General features: G+C 70.6%; 10 protein-coding genes and 2 pseudogenes. 6 read left to right on the plus strand and 6 right to left on the minus strand.

The features are described from left to right. Positions 1-90: 90 nt before the first annotated feature. From ACWCP0_RS20615 to ACWCP0_RS20625, 3 genes and pseudogenes are all read right to left on the minus strand, one after another. Positions 91-330 (minus strand): annotated as a pseudogene (locus tag ACWCP0_RS20615) (anhydro-N-acetylmuramic acid kinase); the annotation flags it as partial. A gap of 203 nt (positions 331-533) precedes the next feature. Continuing rightward, entirely contained in the window at positions 534-884 is a 351-nt protein-coding gene (locus tag ACWCP0_RS20620) for a tetratricopeptide repeat protein (protein ID WP_451080243.1), read from the minus strand. Positions 885-1,136: 252 nt separating this feature from the next. After that, positions 1,137-2,006, minus strand: coding sequence for a hypothetical protein (locus ACWCP0_RS20625; protein ID WP_451080244.1), 870 nt, complete (start codon positions 2,004-2,006; stop codon positions 1,137-1,139). Between the two features lie 185 nt (positions 2,007-2,191). Between ACWCP0_RS20625 and ACWCP0_RS20630 the strand changes: the two genes are divergently transcribed. The 4 genes from ACWCP0_RS20630 (at position 2,192) to ACWCP0_RS20645 (ending at position 5,839) form a co-directional block, all read left to right on the plus strand. Continuing rightward, positions 2,192-3,157: a pirin family protein gene (locus tag ACWCP0_RS20630; RefSeq protein WP_451080245.1), complete on the plus strand. Its 966-nt coding sequence runs from the start codon at positions 2,192-2,194 to the stop codon at positions 3,155-3,157. Positions 3,158-3,874: 717 nt separating this feature from the next. Continuing rightward, a complete protein-coding gene (locus ACWCP0_RS20635; RefSeq protein WP_451080246.1) occupies positions 3,875-4,255 on the plus strand; it encodes a hypothetical protein in 381 nt (126 codons plus the stop codon). Between the two features lie 7 nt (positions 4,256-4,262). Next, positions 4,263-5,300 (plus strand): M28 family peptidase, encoded by a 1,038-nt coding sequence (locus ACWCP0_RS20640; RefSeq protein ID WP_451080247.1) that lies wholly within the window; start codon positions 4,263-4,265, stop codon positions 5,298-5,300. A 350-nt stretch (positions 5,301-5,650) separates the two neighbouring features. Continuing rightward, on the plus strand, positions 5,651-5,839 hold the full coding sequence (locus ACWCP0_RS20645) for a hypothetical protein (RefSeq protein ID WP_451080248.1): 189 nt from the start codon (positions 5,651-5,653) through the stop codon (positions 5,837-5,839). A gap of 216 nt (positions 5,840-6,055) precedes the next feature. On the opposite strand, the gene ACWCP0_RS20650 is transcribed toward ACWCP0_RS20645, so the two are convergent. Both ACWCP0_RS20650 and ACWCP0_RS20655 read right to left on the minus strand, forming a co-directional pair. Further along, the gene (locus tag ACWCP0_RS20650) at positions 6,056-7,336 is read right to left on the minus strand and encodes a cytochrome P450 (protein WP_451080249.1); all 1,281 of its coding nucleotides are present in this window, start codon (positions 7,334-7,336) and stop codon (positions 6,056-6,058) included. A 55-nt stretch (positions 7,337-7,391) separates the two neighbouring features. Beyond that, a complete protein-coding gene (locus ACWCP0_RS20655) occupies positions 7,392-9,005 on the minus strand; it encodes an FAD-dependent oxidoreductase (RefSeq protein ID WP_451080250.1) in 1,614 nt (537 codons plus the stop codon). A 547-nt stretch (positions 9,006-9,552) separates the two neighbouring features. Between ACWCP0_RS20655 and ACWCP0_RS20660 the strand changes: the two genes are divergently transcribed. Then, complete coding sequence (locus tag ACWCP0_RS20660; protein ID WP_451080251.1) at positions 9,553-10,608, plus strand: aldo/keto reductase; 1,056 nt, start codon at positions 9,553-9,555, stop codon at positions 10,606-10,608. 143 nt (positions 10,609-10,751) lie between these two features. Beyond that, positions 10,752-11,052 (plus strand): annotated as a pseudogene (locus ACWCP0_RS20665) (epoxide hydrolase N-terminal domain-containing protein); the annotation flags it as partial. Positions 11,053-11,255: 203 nt separating this feature from the next. Here ACWCP0_RS20665 and ACWCP0_RS20670 read toward each other — a convergent pair. Then, positions 11,256-13,484, minus strand: coding sequence for a xanthine dehydrogenase family protein molybdopterin-binding subunit (locus ACWCP0_RS20670; RefSeq protein ID WP_451080252.1), 2,229 nt, complete (start codon positions 13,482-13,484; stop codon positions 11,256-11,258). Between the last annotated feature and the right edge of the window lies 1 nt (position 13,485).

Consider the following 13,485-nt stretch of genomic DNA (forward strand, 5'->3'; position numbering starts at 1 on the left):
GCAGCCCGCGACGGCCCGGCGCATGCGGGTGCCCCGGACACGCATGTTCCGGGCGTGGACAGGTCGGAACCTCCGGGACCGGGCCCGGCATCACATCGGTCGTCCGCCGGGTGGCAACCGCAGCCGTACCGACGTGATCGAACCCAGGATGCCGGCGTGGCGCGCACCGGTGCACGACGGCACGGTTCCTGCGAGTCCGTGGGCGGTGAGAAAGCCGAGGATCGCGAAGGCGTACGCCTCCTTGGCCGCCGAGGGCAGTCCCAGGCTGTCGGAGGTGCGCAGCGGGACGCCGCGAAGGGCCTCGCTGAGGCTGGCCATCAGCGTCGGATTGAGTTGGCGGCGATGACGGTGGCGAAGTAGCCGTAGACGCCGGTCTCGTACCACTCGATGAAGTTGCCCACGGATCCCGCGATCAGCGCTCTGCGCGATCGCGGGATCCGGCGGCAGCCTCGGCCGGGCCGTGCACGGAGGTGGTCATGCGTGTTGGTTACACGATCGCCTCCGTGCGCTGTCAACGGTCCGTGCGGCCGGTTTCACGCGGTGTCGGGCGACTCCCCGGACATCGCCGCCGCCATCCGCAGGTGCGGCGCGGCTTCGTCGGCCCTGCCCTGCCGCTCCAGCGTGCGGCCCAGCATCAGCCGGGCGTAGTGCTCCACCGGGTCGTGCTCCAGGATCGCGCGCAGCTCGGTCTCGGCCTTCCGCAGCTGCGCGGAGTGGTAGTACGCCCGCGCAAGCAGCAGCCGCGGCGCGACCTGCTCCGGGACCTCGGCCACCAGCCCGCCGAGGATCCGCGCCGCCGTCACGTACTCCTTGGCGTCGAAGAACATCCGGGCCCGGTCCCAGCGGTCCGCTGCCGTTCCGAACTCGTAGTACGTGTTGCTCACTTGGGCTCCTTCCCGGCGGGCCCGCTCCTGGGCCCTGCGCCTTGTCAACCGACCGAAGTGGTTGAACATTCCACAATAGCGCGTGGTGCCCGACGCTGATCGCTGCCACCGCGCCGACCTGGGAAAACGTCCCGAAGGGCGTTTCCTTCGACGCCGTGCCCTTCATGGCCACCGAGCGGCGTGGTCCGACCGGCCGGGCGCAGCGGACCGCCCCTGCCGAAGAGGCCGGCGACCGATCGCATCGGCCCGCCGTCAGGTGCGCGTACGGAGGGCGATGGTCCAGGTGTGGACGGTGTGCCGGGACGGGTGGCCCGGGTGGGGCTCGGCGATGACCGCGGTGATGCGGTCGCCGTCGCGGTGCAGCGCTCCTACGCAGCCGGAGACCTGTTCGAGGGTGACGGGCAGCAGTTGCGCGAGGACGGTGCCGTCGAGCCGGCGGCCGACGGCGCGCAGCACCCCGGCGTCGAGGACCAGGATGGTGCCGTCCTCCAGGACGAGCGGCCGCGGGACCGACGGGTCGGTGAGCTGCTGACCGCGTTCGATGACGCCGCCGGGCAGCAGCCGGACCACACGGCTGCGGGTCGGGTGGTTGCGGTCGGTCTCGACGACGCGGATGCCGGTGCCGACGACGTAGTGACCGTAGCTGCGCCAGGAGTCGACGACGGCGCCGTCGCCGTCGTACTCCCAGGTGTCGAAGAAGTCGTAGCCCTCCAGGCCGAGCACGAAGCGGCCGCCGCGGAGGGCCGCTCCGCGCGCTCCGCGCAGTTCGGCGATCCGTGTGCCGTCCGCCAGGTCGAGCAGCAGGGCCGGGCCGAGGTGGCCCCAGGGTGTGTAGTCGAGGGAGTCCGTGGTGACCAGGACCCGGCCGCCGGAGACATGGGCGGCGTTCGGACTGCCGGCGCAGCCGTGGGTCCAGCGGGTGCGGCCCGAGTCGTCGACACAGCTGATCTCCCCGACCCTGCCGTGGATGCGCAGGTTGTCCCGCGAGGCGAGCAGATGCCCGTCGGGTCGGGGCTGCTCGTACGGCGGGCGGCCGACCGTGCGTCGGTGGTTCACCACAGTGACGCGCCAGGGGGCGGAAGTTGCCCCTTCGGCGCGGCTGCTCTCCTCGGGCCTCGGCATGGCCGCGATGCTAACTGCTGCGCACGGGGAGCCTTTTGTGGGCCTCAGCCGTTCAGCCATCTCGGCAGTGTCCGTGACATGGTCCGTGACCTGCTCGAACAGACCCCTGTCAGTCACATCCGGGTACGCAATGAGCGAGTTGGGGGGCTTTGTGGCCCGCCCCGCACAGGTCTAGGTTGGGCTCTATGAGCAATCTTGATCGTCAGGCCGCGCTGTCGGTCTGCGGCGGCCGCGGCTTCGTCGTCGCCGAGCCGGTACGTGAGCTCCTCGCCCCCCGCCATGTCCAGGTCGGCGAATCCACCCAGGTGCGCCGGCTGCTCCCGAACCTCGGCCGCCGCATGGTCGGCGCATGGTGCTTCGTCGACCACTACGGTCCCGACGACATCGCCGACGAGCCCGGCATGCAGGTCCCGCCCCACCCGCACATGGGTCTGCAGACGGTCAGCTGGCTGCACGAGGGCGAGGTCCTGCACCGCGACAGCGTCGGCAGTCTCCAGACGATCCGCCCGCGCGAGCTCGGGCTCATGACCTCGGGGCGGGCGATCAGCCATTCCGAGGAGAGCCCCAGGCCCCACGCCCGCCTCCTCCACGGCGCCCAGCTGTGGGTCGCACTGCCCGAGGCCCACCGCCATGGGGAACCGCACTTCCAGCACCACTCCGGACTGCCCCGCGTCACCGCCCCCGGCCTCACGGCCACGGTCGTCCTGGGGGAACTCGACGGCGCCTCCTCACCCGGCACGACGTACACGCCCCTCGTCGGCGCGGACCTGGCACTCACCCGCGGGGCCGAGACCAGCGTGCCGCTGGAACCCGACTTCGAGTACGCCGTTCTGTCCATGTCGGGCGAGGCCCATGTCGACGGCGTGCCGGTACTCCCCGGATCGATGCTCTACCTGGGCTGCGGGCGCACCGAGCTGCCGCTGCGCGCGGAGTCGGACGCGGGGCTGATGCTGCTCGGGGGCGAGCCGTTCGGGGAGGAGATCGTCATGTGGTGGAACTTCATCGGACGGTCGCACGAGGAGATCGAGCAGGCTCGCAGGGACTGGACGGAGGGCGGCCGCTTCGGGGACGTGCACGGGTACGACGGTGACCGGCTGTCGGCTCCCGAACTGCCGCCGGTGGCGCTGAAACCGCGAGGTCGGGTGCGCTGACCTGCGGTGATGTGCTCGCTGTGGGTCGCCGTCGAGTGCCCGTTCCGTCCCCATCGGCGGGATCGGGAGAGGGGCGGCTGTGCTTGGTGTACTGCCGGCCAGGTCCAGGTCGTTGATGTTGGCGTCCAGGATTCGATCGGACCGCCTGGCGGCCTCGCACCCGTCCCGGCGGTCCGTATCACGTACCGCTCAGCCGGTTGGGGCCGTCGCGGTGAACTCCCCACCTCCGTGCGGCGCGGTGGACTGATGCGACCACGGAGTCACAAGGCCCGGCTGCCCGGGCCGCACTCCCCGTGTCCTGCCGGGCGTCACCCCCGCCCACCTGGCTGCCGCCGAACGACGGGATACGAGGCCCCGACCGTCGACGCACAAGGGGACCTCGGCTTGATGGCCGCAGCGGTCCTCGCAGGAGCGTGGATCCCGTGCCCCGCGGCCCCGCCCGGCGGCCTGCCGCCGAGAGGGAACGGCCGGACAACGGCCTCCCGGGCCCCCGTCGCGGCGTTGAGCGGCGAGCCAACGGCCAAGGCCCACGTGACCTTGCGGGCCCTCGAGGAGTTCGAGGTGGTCTACGTTTCCGTGGTCATGCCCTCTCGACGAGCTGCTCGCTCCGCCCGTAGGACATCGACCCCGTCAGATGGCGGCCGCTGCTGCACAAGCAGCGGTACGTGCCTGGTGGGAGGCTTGACAGGGGGAGGACGGCTGGAGAGGAGTCGGCCAATGAGCGAAGCCACCGCAGCCGCACGGCTGAACGGGACGGCCCACCAGGAGCTGGAGCGTTCCTTCTCCGGCAGGCCGGTCCGGCCTGACGACCCCGCCTACGACGAGGCCCGGCAGATCCGCAACGGCTCGATCAACACGGCGAGCGAGACGCGCGCACCCGAACTGCCGGGACGGCGGACGCGCGTCTTTGCGGACTGCTCGCTCAAGGCGAAGGGCATGGATGCCGACTGGGACCGCTCCGTAAGTGCTCGCCCGCACAGCGCGTCGGCGCCCTGGGGAGATGTCGGCCACTGGCTCTTCCAGGAGCGGCCGGCCGAGGTCAACTCGCTGGATCCCGACCGTGTCGTGGCCGTCCCGGCCCCGGCCGCCCAGGGCTGAACCCGTCATGGGCCTCGGCCACGACGTGCCCGCGCTCGTACGCGAACTGACCCGGCGGGCCGACCCGCAGCGCCTGCGACATGACGTCGGATTCCTGGCCGACCGCCCGCGCAGCCGGATCCGTGCCCCCGAGGCCATGCTGCGCGCCGAGGCCCATGTGACGAGTGAACTGGCCGCCGCGGGCTGGCGGACGGAGCGGCAGCCGTTCGAGGTACGGTGGCGCCTGGGCGGCACCGACCGCCAGACCGGTCGGGCGCTCGCGTTCCAACTCCGCCTGCACCGGCGGCTGACCGGCACGAACCTCCTGGCCGGGCTGCCGGGAAGAGCCGACCGCGCCACCGTGGTCGTCGGAGCGCACCTCGACACCGTCGCCGACAGCCCCGGCGCCGACGACAACGCCTCCGGAGTCGCCGCTCTGCTGGAGATCGCACGGCTCCTCGGCGAGCTGCCACGACCGCCCGCCGTCACCCTCCTGTTCTTCGACATGGAGGAGCTGGGGATGATCGGCTCACGGGTCGCGGCCCGGCGGCTCCGCCGCTCCGGGCGGGTCACGGGCATGATCTGCCTGGAGTCGGTCGGCTTCTTCGCGAACGAGCCCGGGACCCAGCTGATGCCCGCCGGCTTCGGCGCGGCCTTCCCCCGGGCGGCCGCAGCGGTGCGCGCGGCCGGGTGGCGAGGCGACTTCACCCTCGTGGCCCACCGGCGTTCGTCGGAGGCGGCGGCCGCCCTGTGGCGCCGGGCAGCAGGGGCCGCAGAGCCCCCGCTGCCCGCCGTCACACTGCGCGACCCGCGTCCGGACGGCCTGCTGGGCGCACTCGTCGGCCTCGGGGTGCCACCATTGATCCACCTCGACCGCAGCGACCACGCGTCCTTCTGGAACGTAGGGATTCCCGCCCTGATGCTGACCAGTACGGCGAACTTCCGGAACCCCCACTACCACCGGCCGACCGACACCCCGGACACCATCGACTACCGGCGTCTGGCGGCGGTCGCCGTCGCGACTGCCGCGACCGCCGTGTCCTGGTCTGTCGGCGGAGCCGGTTGATCGCGGCCTCCGCATGGTGAAGGAGTTCGACTTACGGCTCCGTGCCGTTCGGCGCGCCAACGCGCGGTGACCGGCTGAGTGGATCTCATCGCTCGCGTATGGGGAAGCCGTGCTCCACAGCGCGGCAACGGGACCCTGTACGGCCATGCCTCCCGACTGCGAGGAACACTGGCCCACCCCGACGACGTCCGGATCGCCCGGTCGACCCGCGGCTATGCGCCCTGATCGCGTACGGCCGGGCCCGAGCGGGCTTCCTGATCGGGCACCGCGAGATCGCCCGCGCTGCCCTGGACGGCAGCCAGCCCGTACCGGTCGGACCGGAGACGGCTCTCTCCCGGATGCACATCCGTATGCTGCCGGGACAGACCGACCTCGGCGCTGCTGACCTCGACGTCCTGGCCGTCCAGCTCACCGCCGCCCTGGACGGCCCCCTGCTGCTCCACCTGTCGGCGTCCGACCTCACCGAAGCCGCCCGCCGGACCGAGGAGCGGGTCGCACAGGGATGGCAGGACCTCGTCCAGCGCGTCTGCCGACCCTGATCGGAAATCCGACCCGCCTCTGGCCTCCGCGTTCCGTTCGGGTCGGCTGAATCGCGGTGATCTTCGCGAGGGTGCTGTCTGCTGCGTTCGGCCGGATGGGCATGACGAGGTCCCGGCGCGCGGCTCGGCGCTCCTGAGGGTTCCTTGGTGGCCGACCACGACGTCGACGGCCTCCGACTGCGAGAACTCGCGCGCATGCGGTGGTCCGGCGCATGGTCATGGTGGGCGGTGTTGTCCGGGGTTGACGCCGTCGATCTCGATGAGGAGGTGACGGGGGCCGCGCAGGGACGGACTCGCGCGGTAGGGAGGTGGGTCGGCGACGAGTCGGGGGTTCTTCAGCCGGTGTGCCAGCTCGGTGAGGGCGATCTGCGTCTCGGGACGGGCCAACGGGGCACCGAAGCAGTAGTGGATGCCGCCGCCGAAGCCGAGGTGCTCGTTGTGCTCGCGGTCGGGGTCGAAGCGGTCGGGGTCCGGGACGAAGTCCGGGTCGCGGCTGCCGGAGGCCAGCACGAGGGCGACCGGTGAGCCCTTGGGGATGGTGGTGCCGCCGACCTCGATGTCGTCGAGGGTGTTCCGGCTGTTGGCCAGAAACTGCACCGGTGGTTCGTAGCGCAGGAGTTCCTCGACCACCCGGGCGGCCAGATCGGGTTCGTCGCCGCGGCGTAGCCGGTCGAGTACCTCGGGGTGGCGCAGGAGGGTGAGCATGCCGTTGGTGACGAGGTTGACGGTCGTCTCGTGGCCGGCGACGAGCAGCAGGGCCGCGTTGCTCAGTATCTCTTCGGGTGACATCGGCGCCTCGTCGCCGTCGCCGCTGAGGAGTCCGGAGAGCAGGTCGTCGCCCAGTTGGCCGTGGCGGGCGTCGAGGAGCTGGGCGAAGTACTGGCCGAGGTCTGCGATGGTCTTCGCGCGTCGGCGCTGCCGCTCCGCGATCCCTCCGGTGGTCGGGTCGGCGGCCTTGACAACCGCGTCGGACAGTGCCTGGAATCGCGGTTCGTCCTCGCGGGGTACTCCCAGCAGCTCGCAGATCACCGTGACCGGGAAGGGATAGGCGAAGTCGTCGACGATGTCGACCCGGACCGTGCCGGACCCGTCCTTGCCTGTGAAGTCGTCGATCAGGCTCGTCACGATCCCGAGCAGGTCGGGCATCATGCTGTCGATACGTCCCGGGCGGTGGGGTGGGCCGAAGTTCCGCGTCATCAGGCGCCGGAGCCGGTCGTGGTCGGGAGGGTCGGTCTGGATGAAGGTGGGCGGGAGTGTGGGAGTGCCCTCCTCGGCCGCTTGGGCGGGTGCCTCGGCGCCGATCTCGGGGAGGTTGCGCATATCCGAGCTGAGCCGTGGGTCGTGGAGCAGGGCGACGATCTCCCGGTAGGTGCTCACGACGTAGGTCCCGTCCTCCACCCGTACCACGGGTGTCTTGCGCAACTCGGTGTAGAGCGGGTACGGGTCGGCGCGGTGGGAGGGATCGAGGATCTGCTGCCAGATGCTGGTCTGAGCCATGGTGGGCGTCTCCCGCAACTCGGGGATCAAGGACGTGCGGTCGCCTGGGCAGGGGTCACAGGTACGTTCTGCGGACCAACGTGGCCCGCCGTTCGCTGGGTCCGTGACCGGTCACCACGACCGTGGCCTGAGGGGTGGGCCGTTCCGGGACCTCGGCCGCGACCGGGCGCCCGTCGGTGGCCTGGTCGACGGTGCGGAAGGACGGCGGGAACGGCGCCGCCCGGTCGATCAATCCTGCGTAGAACTCCAGCCACTTGGCCTGGTTGAAGGCGACCGCCGCGGTGATCCGCCCGCGGTAGCCGTAGACGGCGACGAAGCGGCGCTCGGCCACCGATCCCTGGGCGATGACGACCTGGTCGGCATGGGTCGGGACGCCGACGGACTTGATCTCGGTGCCGAACTGGGTCGACCAGAACTCCGGCAGCGCCAGGTGCGGCCAGCGCTCACTCTGGGCGCTGATCATGTTGTGCGCGGCGATCCCCGCCTGGGCGACCGCGTTGCCCCAGTGCTCCAGGGCGAGGTATTGGTAGTCGTAGACGGGATGTGGGCAGCGGGCCACGTCGCCTGCGACGAACACATCGTCGGTCACGACGCCGTTGACGTCGACAGCGCGGCACCCCGCATCGCACGCCACCCCCCAGACCCCGGCCGCCAGCCCCGAGCCTTCCAGCCATTCGACGTTGCGGATGCTGCCGAGCGCGGCCACCGCCACATCGATGTCCAGGACGCTGCCGTCGGACAGCCGGGCCTGCCGCAATCGCCCGCTGTCGTCGCCTTCCAGCGCTTCGACCCGAACGCCGCACCGCAGGTCGACCCCGTGGTCGCGCTGGATCTGCGCCGCGATGCCCCCGATCACCGCGCCCAGCGCCCCGGACAAAGGGGCCTTGCCCCGCTCGACGACGGTCACCGGCACATCCAGCTCGCGACAGGCGGAGGCGACCTCACAGCCGGTGAACCCAGCACCGATGACCAGCACCCGGCCGGGTCCGGCCACCAGCCGTTGCCGCAACCCTTCCGCGTCTTCCGGCGTGTGCAGCGCGAACAGCCCGTCGAGCGCGGCCTCCGACTCGTTCGGCCACGGGCGCGCCCGAACCCCCGTGGCGATGAGCAACCGGTCGAATCCCACCTTCGCGCCATCGGCCAGCAGCACCTGCTTGCCGCTCACGTCCAGCCCCGTGGCCGCGACTCCCAACCGCCAGTGCGCGTCGAGCTCTTCGCGGCGGGGCAGTCCGGTCCGCCGCGCCGGAACCTGGCCCATGAGGACCTGCTTCGACAACGGAGGCCGGTCATAGGGTGCGTGAGGCTCGTCCCCGATCACGGTCAGCGAGCCGGTGAAGCCCTCTCGGCGCAGCATCCGACCAGCCCGCAGGCCGGCCAGGGACGCCCCGACGATGACGATGCGCCCCGTACGCTTGAACGCTTCCCCAGGGCCGGGGGCGGCCACCTGCGCCCCGGGCGCGGGCTGCCGGTGCCGGGCGTTCTCACGGTCGAGGAAGATGGCCTGGACCGGGCAGGCCGCCGCGGCCCGCACGACCTTCTCCCGCTGTGCGTCGTCCGGATCGGGGTCGTACAGCAGAGCCTCGTCCCCGTGTATGGCAAACACATCCGGCGCGGCAAAAGCACACTGGGCGTACCCCTGGCACCGCGTGAGATCGACGACGATCTTCATGTGGACGCCCCTTCCGAACCCTTCGGATCGGCCGTTTCGCCCCACCACCACGCGCGCGCACGCCATCACACCTGCCCTATCAGTGGAGCACGGCACGCCGGGGACCGCATTTCGCCGCGGGCCGCCGGCCACGTTCCGGAATCGTTGTGCACCGGATCCCGGATCTGCGTATCCAGTGCGCATCGAGCGCCGACATTGCGCCGCATCAGCTCGCGGACCCCACAAACGCCAACACAGTGCACCGGATGCGCCATGACCCTCGGCGTGAGCCACTTCCCCGGCCGGCGCATCACCATGCAGGACGGCCGCGAGTGGTCCAACGCCCAGGTGTATTGATCTGGAGCAAGGTGGGAAGTCCTCACCGCTGCGCCCGGCTCTCGCCGATCGGGCGGGCACCCCCACCACCCCACGCCGGCCACCGGCACAGCCCGCCATCATCCGAGCGAAAGATAAGGTAATAGGTGGAATGTGCATGTGGATCCCTCAACGGATTGCGTCGCAGGGATGGACCGAGGAACAGATCCCAGCTCCACACCAGGGAGAATCCATGCGCTACACAACCTTCGGGCACCGCACCGGACTGCGAGTCTCGGAGTACGCGCTCGGCACCGCGTACTTCGGCACCGGCTGGGGCGCCGGAGCCGAGCCCGACGAGGCACGCAAGATGTTCGACAGGTTCGCCGAAGCCGGCGGCACCTTCATCGACACCGCGGACAGCTACCAGTTCGGCGAGGCGGAGGCAATGCTGAGCCAGTTCCTCGCCGCCGACCGCGACCACTTCGTCCTGGCGACGAAGTTCAGCAACGGGGCCACGCCGCAGCCCGACATCTCCAAGACCGGCAACAGCCGCAAGAACATGATCCACTCGCTGGAGGCGAGCCTGAAGCGTCTCGGCACCGACTACATCGACCTGTACTGGGTTCACTTCCCCGACGACCTGACACCGATGGACGAGATCCTGCGCGGCCTCGACGATCTAGTGAGCTCGGGCAAGATTCTGCACGCCGCACTGTCCAACTTCCCCGCATGGCGGGTCTCCCGGGCCGCCACCCTGGCGGACCTGAAGAACTGGGCGCCGGTCGCCGGCATCCAGGTCGAGTACAGCCTCGTCGAGAGGACCGCCGAGCGCGAGCTGCTGCCGATGGCCGCGAGCCTCGGACTCGGCGCCGCGCTGTGGTCCCCCCTCGGTGGCGGACTGCTCACCGGAAAGTACCGGGGCGGCACCAAGGGCCGGCTCAGCGATCTGAAGAGGCTTGTGCACACCGAGTCCACGGACCAGAAGACCGCGGTCGTCGACACCGTCCTGGCGATCGCCGAGGAGACCGGCGCGACGCCGGCACAGGTCTCGATGGCCTGGTTGCGCCAGCGGGCGGCGCGTGCCACGACCTCACTCATCCCCGTCATCGGGCCGCGGAACCTCGGCCAGCTCGAGAGCTACCTTGGCGCGCTCGGCGTCGAGCTCACCCCCGAGCAGTTCACGCGTCTCGACGAGGTCAGCGCGGTACCGCTCGGAGTGCCCCACGAACTGGTCGCCGAACGGCGCGACACGGCACGGGGAGGAGACGCCGGCCGTGTGACCGCGCCCGCCGCGCCGGTGGCCTGATCTCGCGAGTGAGTCGACCCCCGCCCTCGGGCTTCCTGGGAGCTGAGATCTCTTGATGGCGAAGGCCGGTCGGCCGGGACCCCTGGTGTGTCCAGGTGATCAATATCGTTCGCCTGGCGCGGACGGCCCTGTCGTCCGTGGCTGTGACGAGTCTCGCCGAGGATCTGCGTCCGTTCCGCGTCGACTCTCCCCAAGCGGACCTGGACGATCTGCACGAGCGTCTGGACCGCACTCGGTGGCCGGACGAACTGCCCCGGGTGGGCTGGGCGTATGGCGTTCCTTCCCCGTGGGTACTCGCAGGAGCCGGCGCGGTACTGGCGGTACGAGTACGACTGGCGCGCCGCGGAAGCCGGACTGAACGAGTGGCCGCAGTTCACCACCACGAGCGACGGGACGCGCGTGCACTTCGCCCCCATTCGGTCTCCGGAACCGGACTCGATGCCCCGCGCGCCGACCGGTCGAGCGGCACGGACCAGCCCGCAGCGCCGGCGCCGGGCGCTGGGGGTTTCAGCAGGTTCTCCGTCTGCTGGTGGTACACGCCTCACATTCGATCTGACCTGCTGAAATGACGGCCACCGACGACGATGGGCCCGGACACCGCCGACTCACGCCCACAGGCCGGCGCACCGGCACCGGACGTTCTCGATTCAGTTGGCCATCGGTGGTAGACCGGGCAGCAATTTCTCGATGGTGACGGGGAAGTCGCGCACGCGCACGCCGGTGGCGTTGAACACCGCGTTCACGACCGCCGCACCGGCCCCGCAGATGCCCACCTCACCGACGCCCTTCGCGCCGAGGACGTTGGCCTTGTCGTCGTAGCCGTCGAGGACGACGGCGTCGACGTCGGGGATGTCGGCGTGGACCGGCACCAGGTATCCCGCGAGATCCCGGTTGACGAAGGCCCCGGATCGCGGGTCGACGACGGACTCTTCCTCGAGGGCCGCGCCGACTCCCCAGATCATGCCGCCGATCAGCTGCGAGCGGGTCGTCTTCGGGTTGAACACGCGGCCCACCGAGAACACGCCGAGCATCCGCCGCAGACGGATCTCGGCGGTGTCCGCGTCGACCGCCACTTCGGCGAAATGGGCCCCGTAGGTGTTGATCGAGTAGTCCGTGTAGTTCGGATCGTCGCCCATGAAGCGTGTCTCGCCCTCCGCCTCCACACCGTCGGGATGGTCGCGTGCGACGAGCTCGCCCAGGGCCTCGGTCGCGCCACCGATGCCCACGTTGCCATGGGAGAACACGGCGTCTGCCGGGTCCAGGCCGTGCAGTGGAGAGCGCGCGTCGCCGCAGGCCGCATCCAGCAGCTTCGCACGCAGGGCCGCGCACGCCCGATGCACCGCGGTGCACGAATTGGTGGCGCCCCACGAGCCACCGGACCCCCAGCTGGTGGGAAGCTCGGAACGCCCGAGCTCGATCCGCACCCGATCCGGCGGCAGTCCGAGCCCGTCGGCCGCGACCTGGGTCAGGATGGTGTAGGTGCCCGTACCGATGTCGGTCATGTCCGTCTGGACGACGGCGGTGCCGTCCGCATCCAACCGCACCCGCGCCGATGTCGGCGCTTGGAAATGCCCGCGGATGGCGGCCGACATGCCGTAGCCGACCAACCACGGCCCGTCGCGCACACTCGCCGGGGTGGCGGGGCGGTGCTCCCAGCCGAACCGGCGCGCGCCCTCGCGCAGGCACTCGACCAGGTGTCGGTCGCTGAACGGCACATCTCGCTCGGGATCGACGGTGGGCTCGTTGCGGATCCGCAGCTCGACCGGGTCCATCCCGAGTGCATGGGCCAGCTCGTCCATCGCCGACTCGACCGCCAGCATGCCCGGCGCCTCGCCCGGCGCGCGGACGTCCGTCCCGCGCGGCAGATCGAGCGCCGTCAGCCGGTGGCTGGTCAACCGGTGGGGCGCGGCGTAAAGGCTGCGGGTCGTGGCGGCGGTCTGCTCGGCGTACTCCACGTCGGGGTTGGTGTGCATCGTGACGTCATGGGCGATCGCCGTCAGCTGTCCGTCGCGCCCCGCGCCCAGCCGAACCCGCTGGCTGGATATGGGGCGCATGCCGACGAGCTGGAAGATCTGCTGGCGGGTCAGCGCGACCTTGACCGGTTGGTGCAACGTGCGAGCGGCGAGCGCTGCCAGGATCGTCTCGGAATGGATGCCCAGCTTGGAACCGAATCCCCCGCCGACGAAGGGGGCGACGATGTGAACCCGCTCCGGGTCCATGCGAAGCGTGCTGGCGACCGAGGCCTGCGCCGCATCGACGATCTGGCAGCTGACGTAGACGACCAGGTCCTCGTCACGCGGTTCCACCAGACACGCGTTCGGTTCCATCGGCATCGAGAACTCGTACGGCGTCGTGTAGTGCTGGTCGACCGTGACCTCCGCGCTGTTGAACCCGGCATCGAAGTCGCCCACCGCAGTGTCGGTGGGGAGGCCGGCATTGACCACCTTCGGGATGTACGTGTCATCTTCGTACTCGCCGAAGTCGAAACGTCCCCGCCCGGCGCTGTATTCGACGTCGACGAGATCGGCCGCAGCTCGGGCCTGCTCGAAGGTCGCCGCGACGACGAGTGCCACCGGCTCGCCGTAATAGTGAATGTCGGCGCTGGTCAGAACCGGCTGGGCGCGCCAGTACTCGAAGGGAAGGGACTCATCGCGGGAGCCTTGCGCCGGGGCATTGAGATGGGTCATCACCATGTGCACACCGGGTGCGCGTTCGGCGTTCTCGGTGTCGATCCGGGTGATGCGGCCTTTGCCGATCGTCGCGCCGACGATGAAGCCGTAGAGCGGTTGGCCGGCCTCCCAGTGCTCGTAGGCGTAGGTGGCCCGGCCGGTGGCCTTCAACGGGCCGTCGACGCGGTTCACAGCTTGCCCGATCATG

This window comes from Streptomyces sp. NPDC001970, from assembly GCF_053594115.1.

Coding starts and splice junctions, on each gene's coding strand:
- ACWCP0_RS20640 (WP_451080247.1), top strand. CDS start 4,263: ATGGGCCTCGGCCACGACGTGCCCGCGCTCGTACGCGAACTGACCCGG.
- ACWCP0_RS20635 (WP_451080246.1), top strand. CDS start 3,875: ATGAGCGAAGCCACCGCAGCCGCACGGCTGAACGGGACGGCCCACCAG.
- ACWCP0_RS20660 (WP_451080251.1), top strand. CDS start 9,553: ATGCGCTACACAACCTTCGGGCACCGCACCGGACTGCGAGTCTCGGAG.
- ACWCP0_RS20645 (WP_451080248.1), top strand. CDS start 5,651: ATGCTGCCGGGACAGACCGACCTCGGCGCTGCTGACCTCGACGTCCTG.
- ACWCP0_RS20650 (WP_451080249.1), bottom strand. CDS start 7,336: ATGGCTCAGACCAGCATCTGGCAGCAGATCCTCGATCCCTCCCACCGC.
- ACWCP0_RS20655 (WP_451080250.1), bottom strand. CDS start 9,005: ATGAAGATCGTCGTCGATCTCACGCGGTGCCAGGGGTACGCCCAGTGT.
- ACWCP0_RS20630 (WP_451080245.1), top strand. CDS start 2,192: ATGAGCAATCTTGATCGTCAGGCCGCGCTGTCGGTCTGCGGCGGCCGC.
- ACWCP0_RS20625 (WP_451080244.1), bottom strand. CDS start 2,006: ATGCCGAGGCCCGAGGAGAGCAGCCGCGCCGAAGGGGCAACTTCCGCC.
- ACWCP0_RS20670 (WP_451080252.1), bottom strand. CDS start 13,484: ATGATCGGGCAAGCTGTGAACCGCGTCGACGGCCCGTTGAAGGCCACC.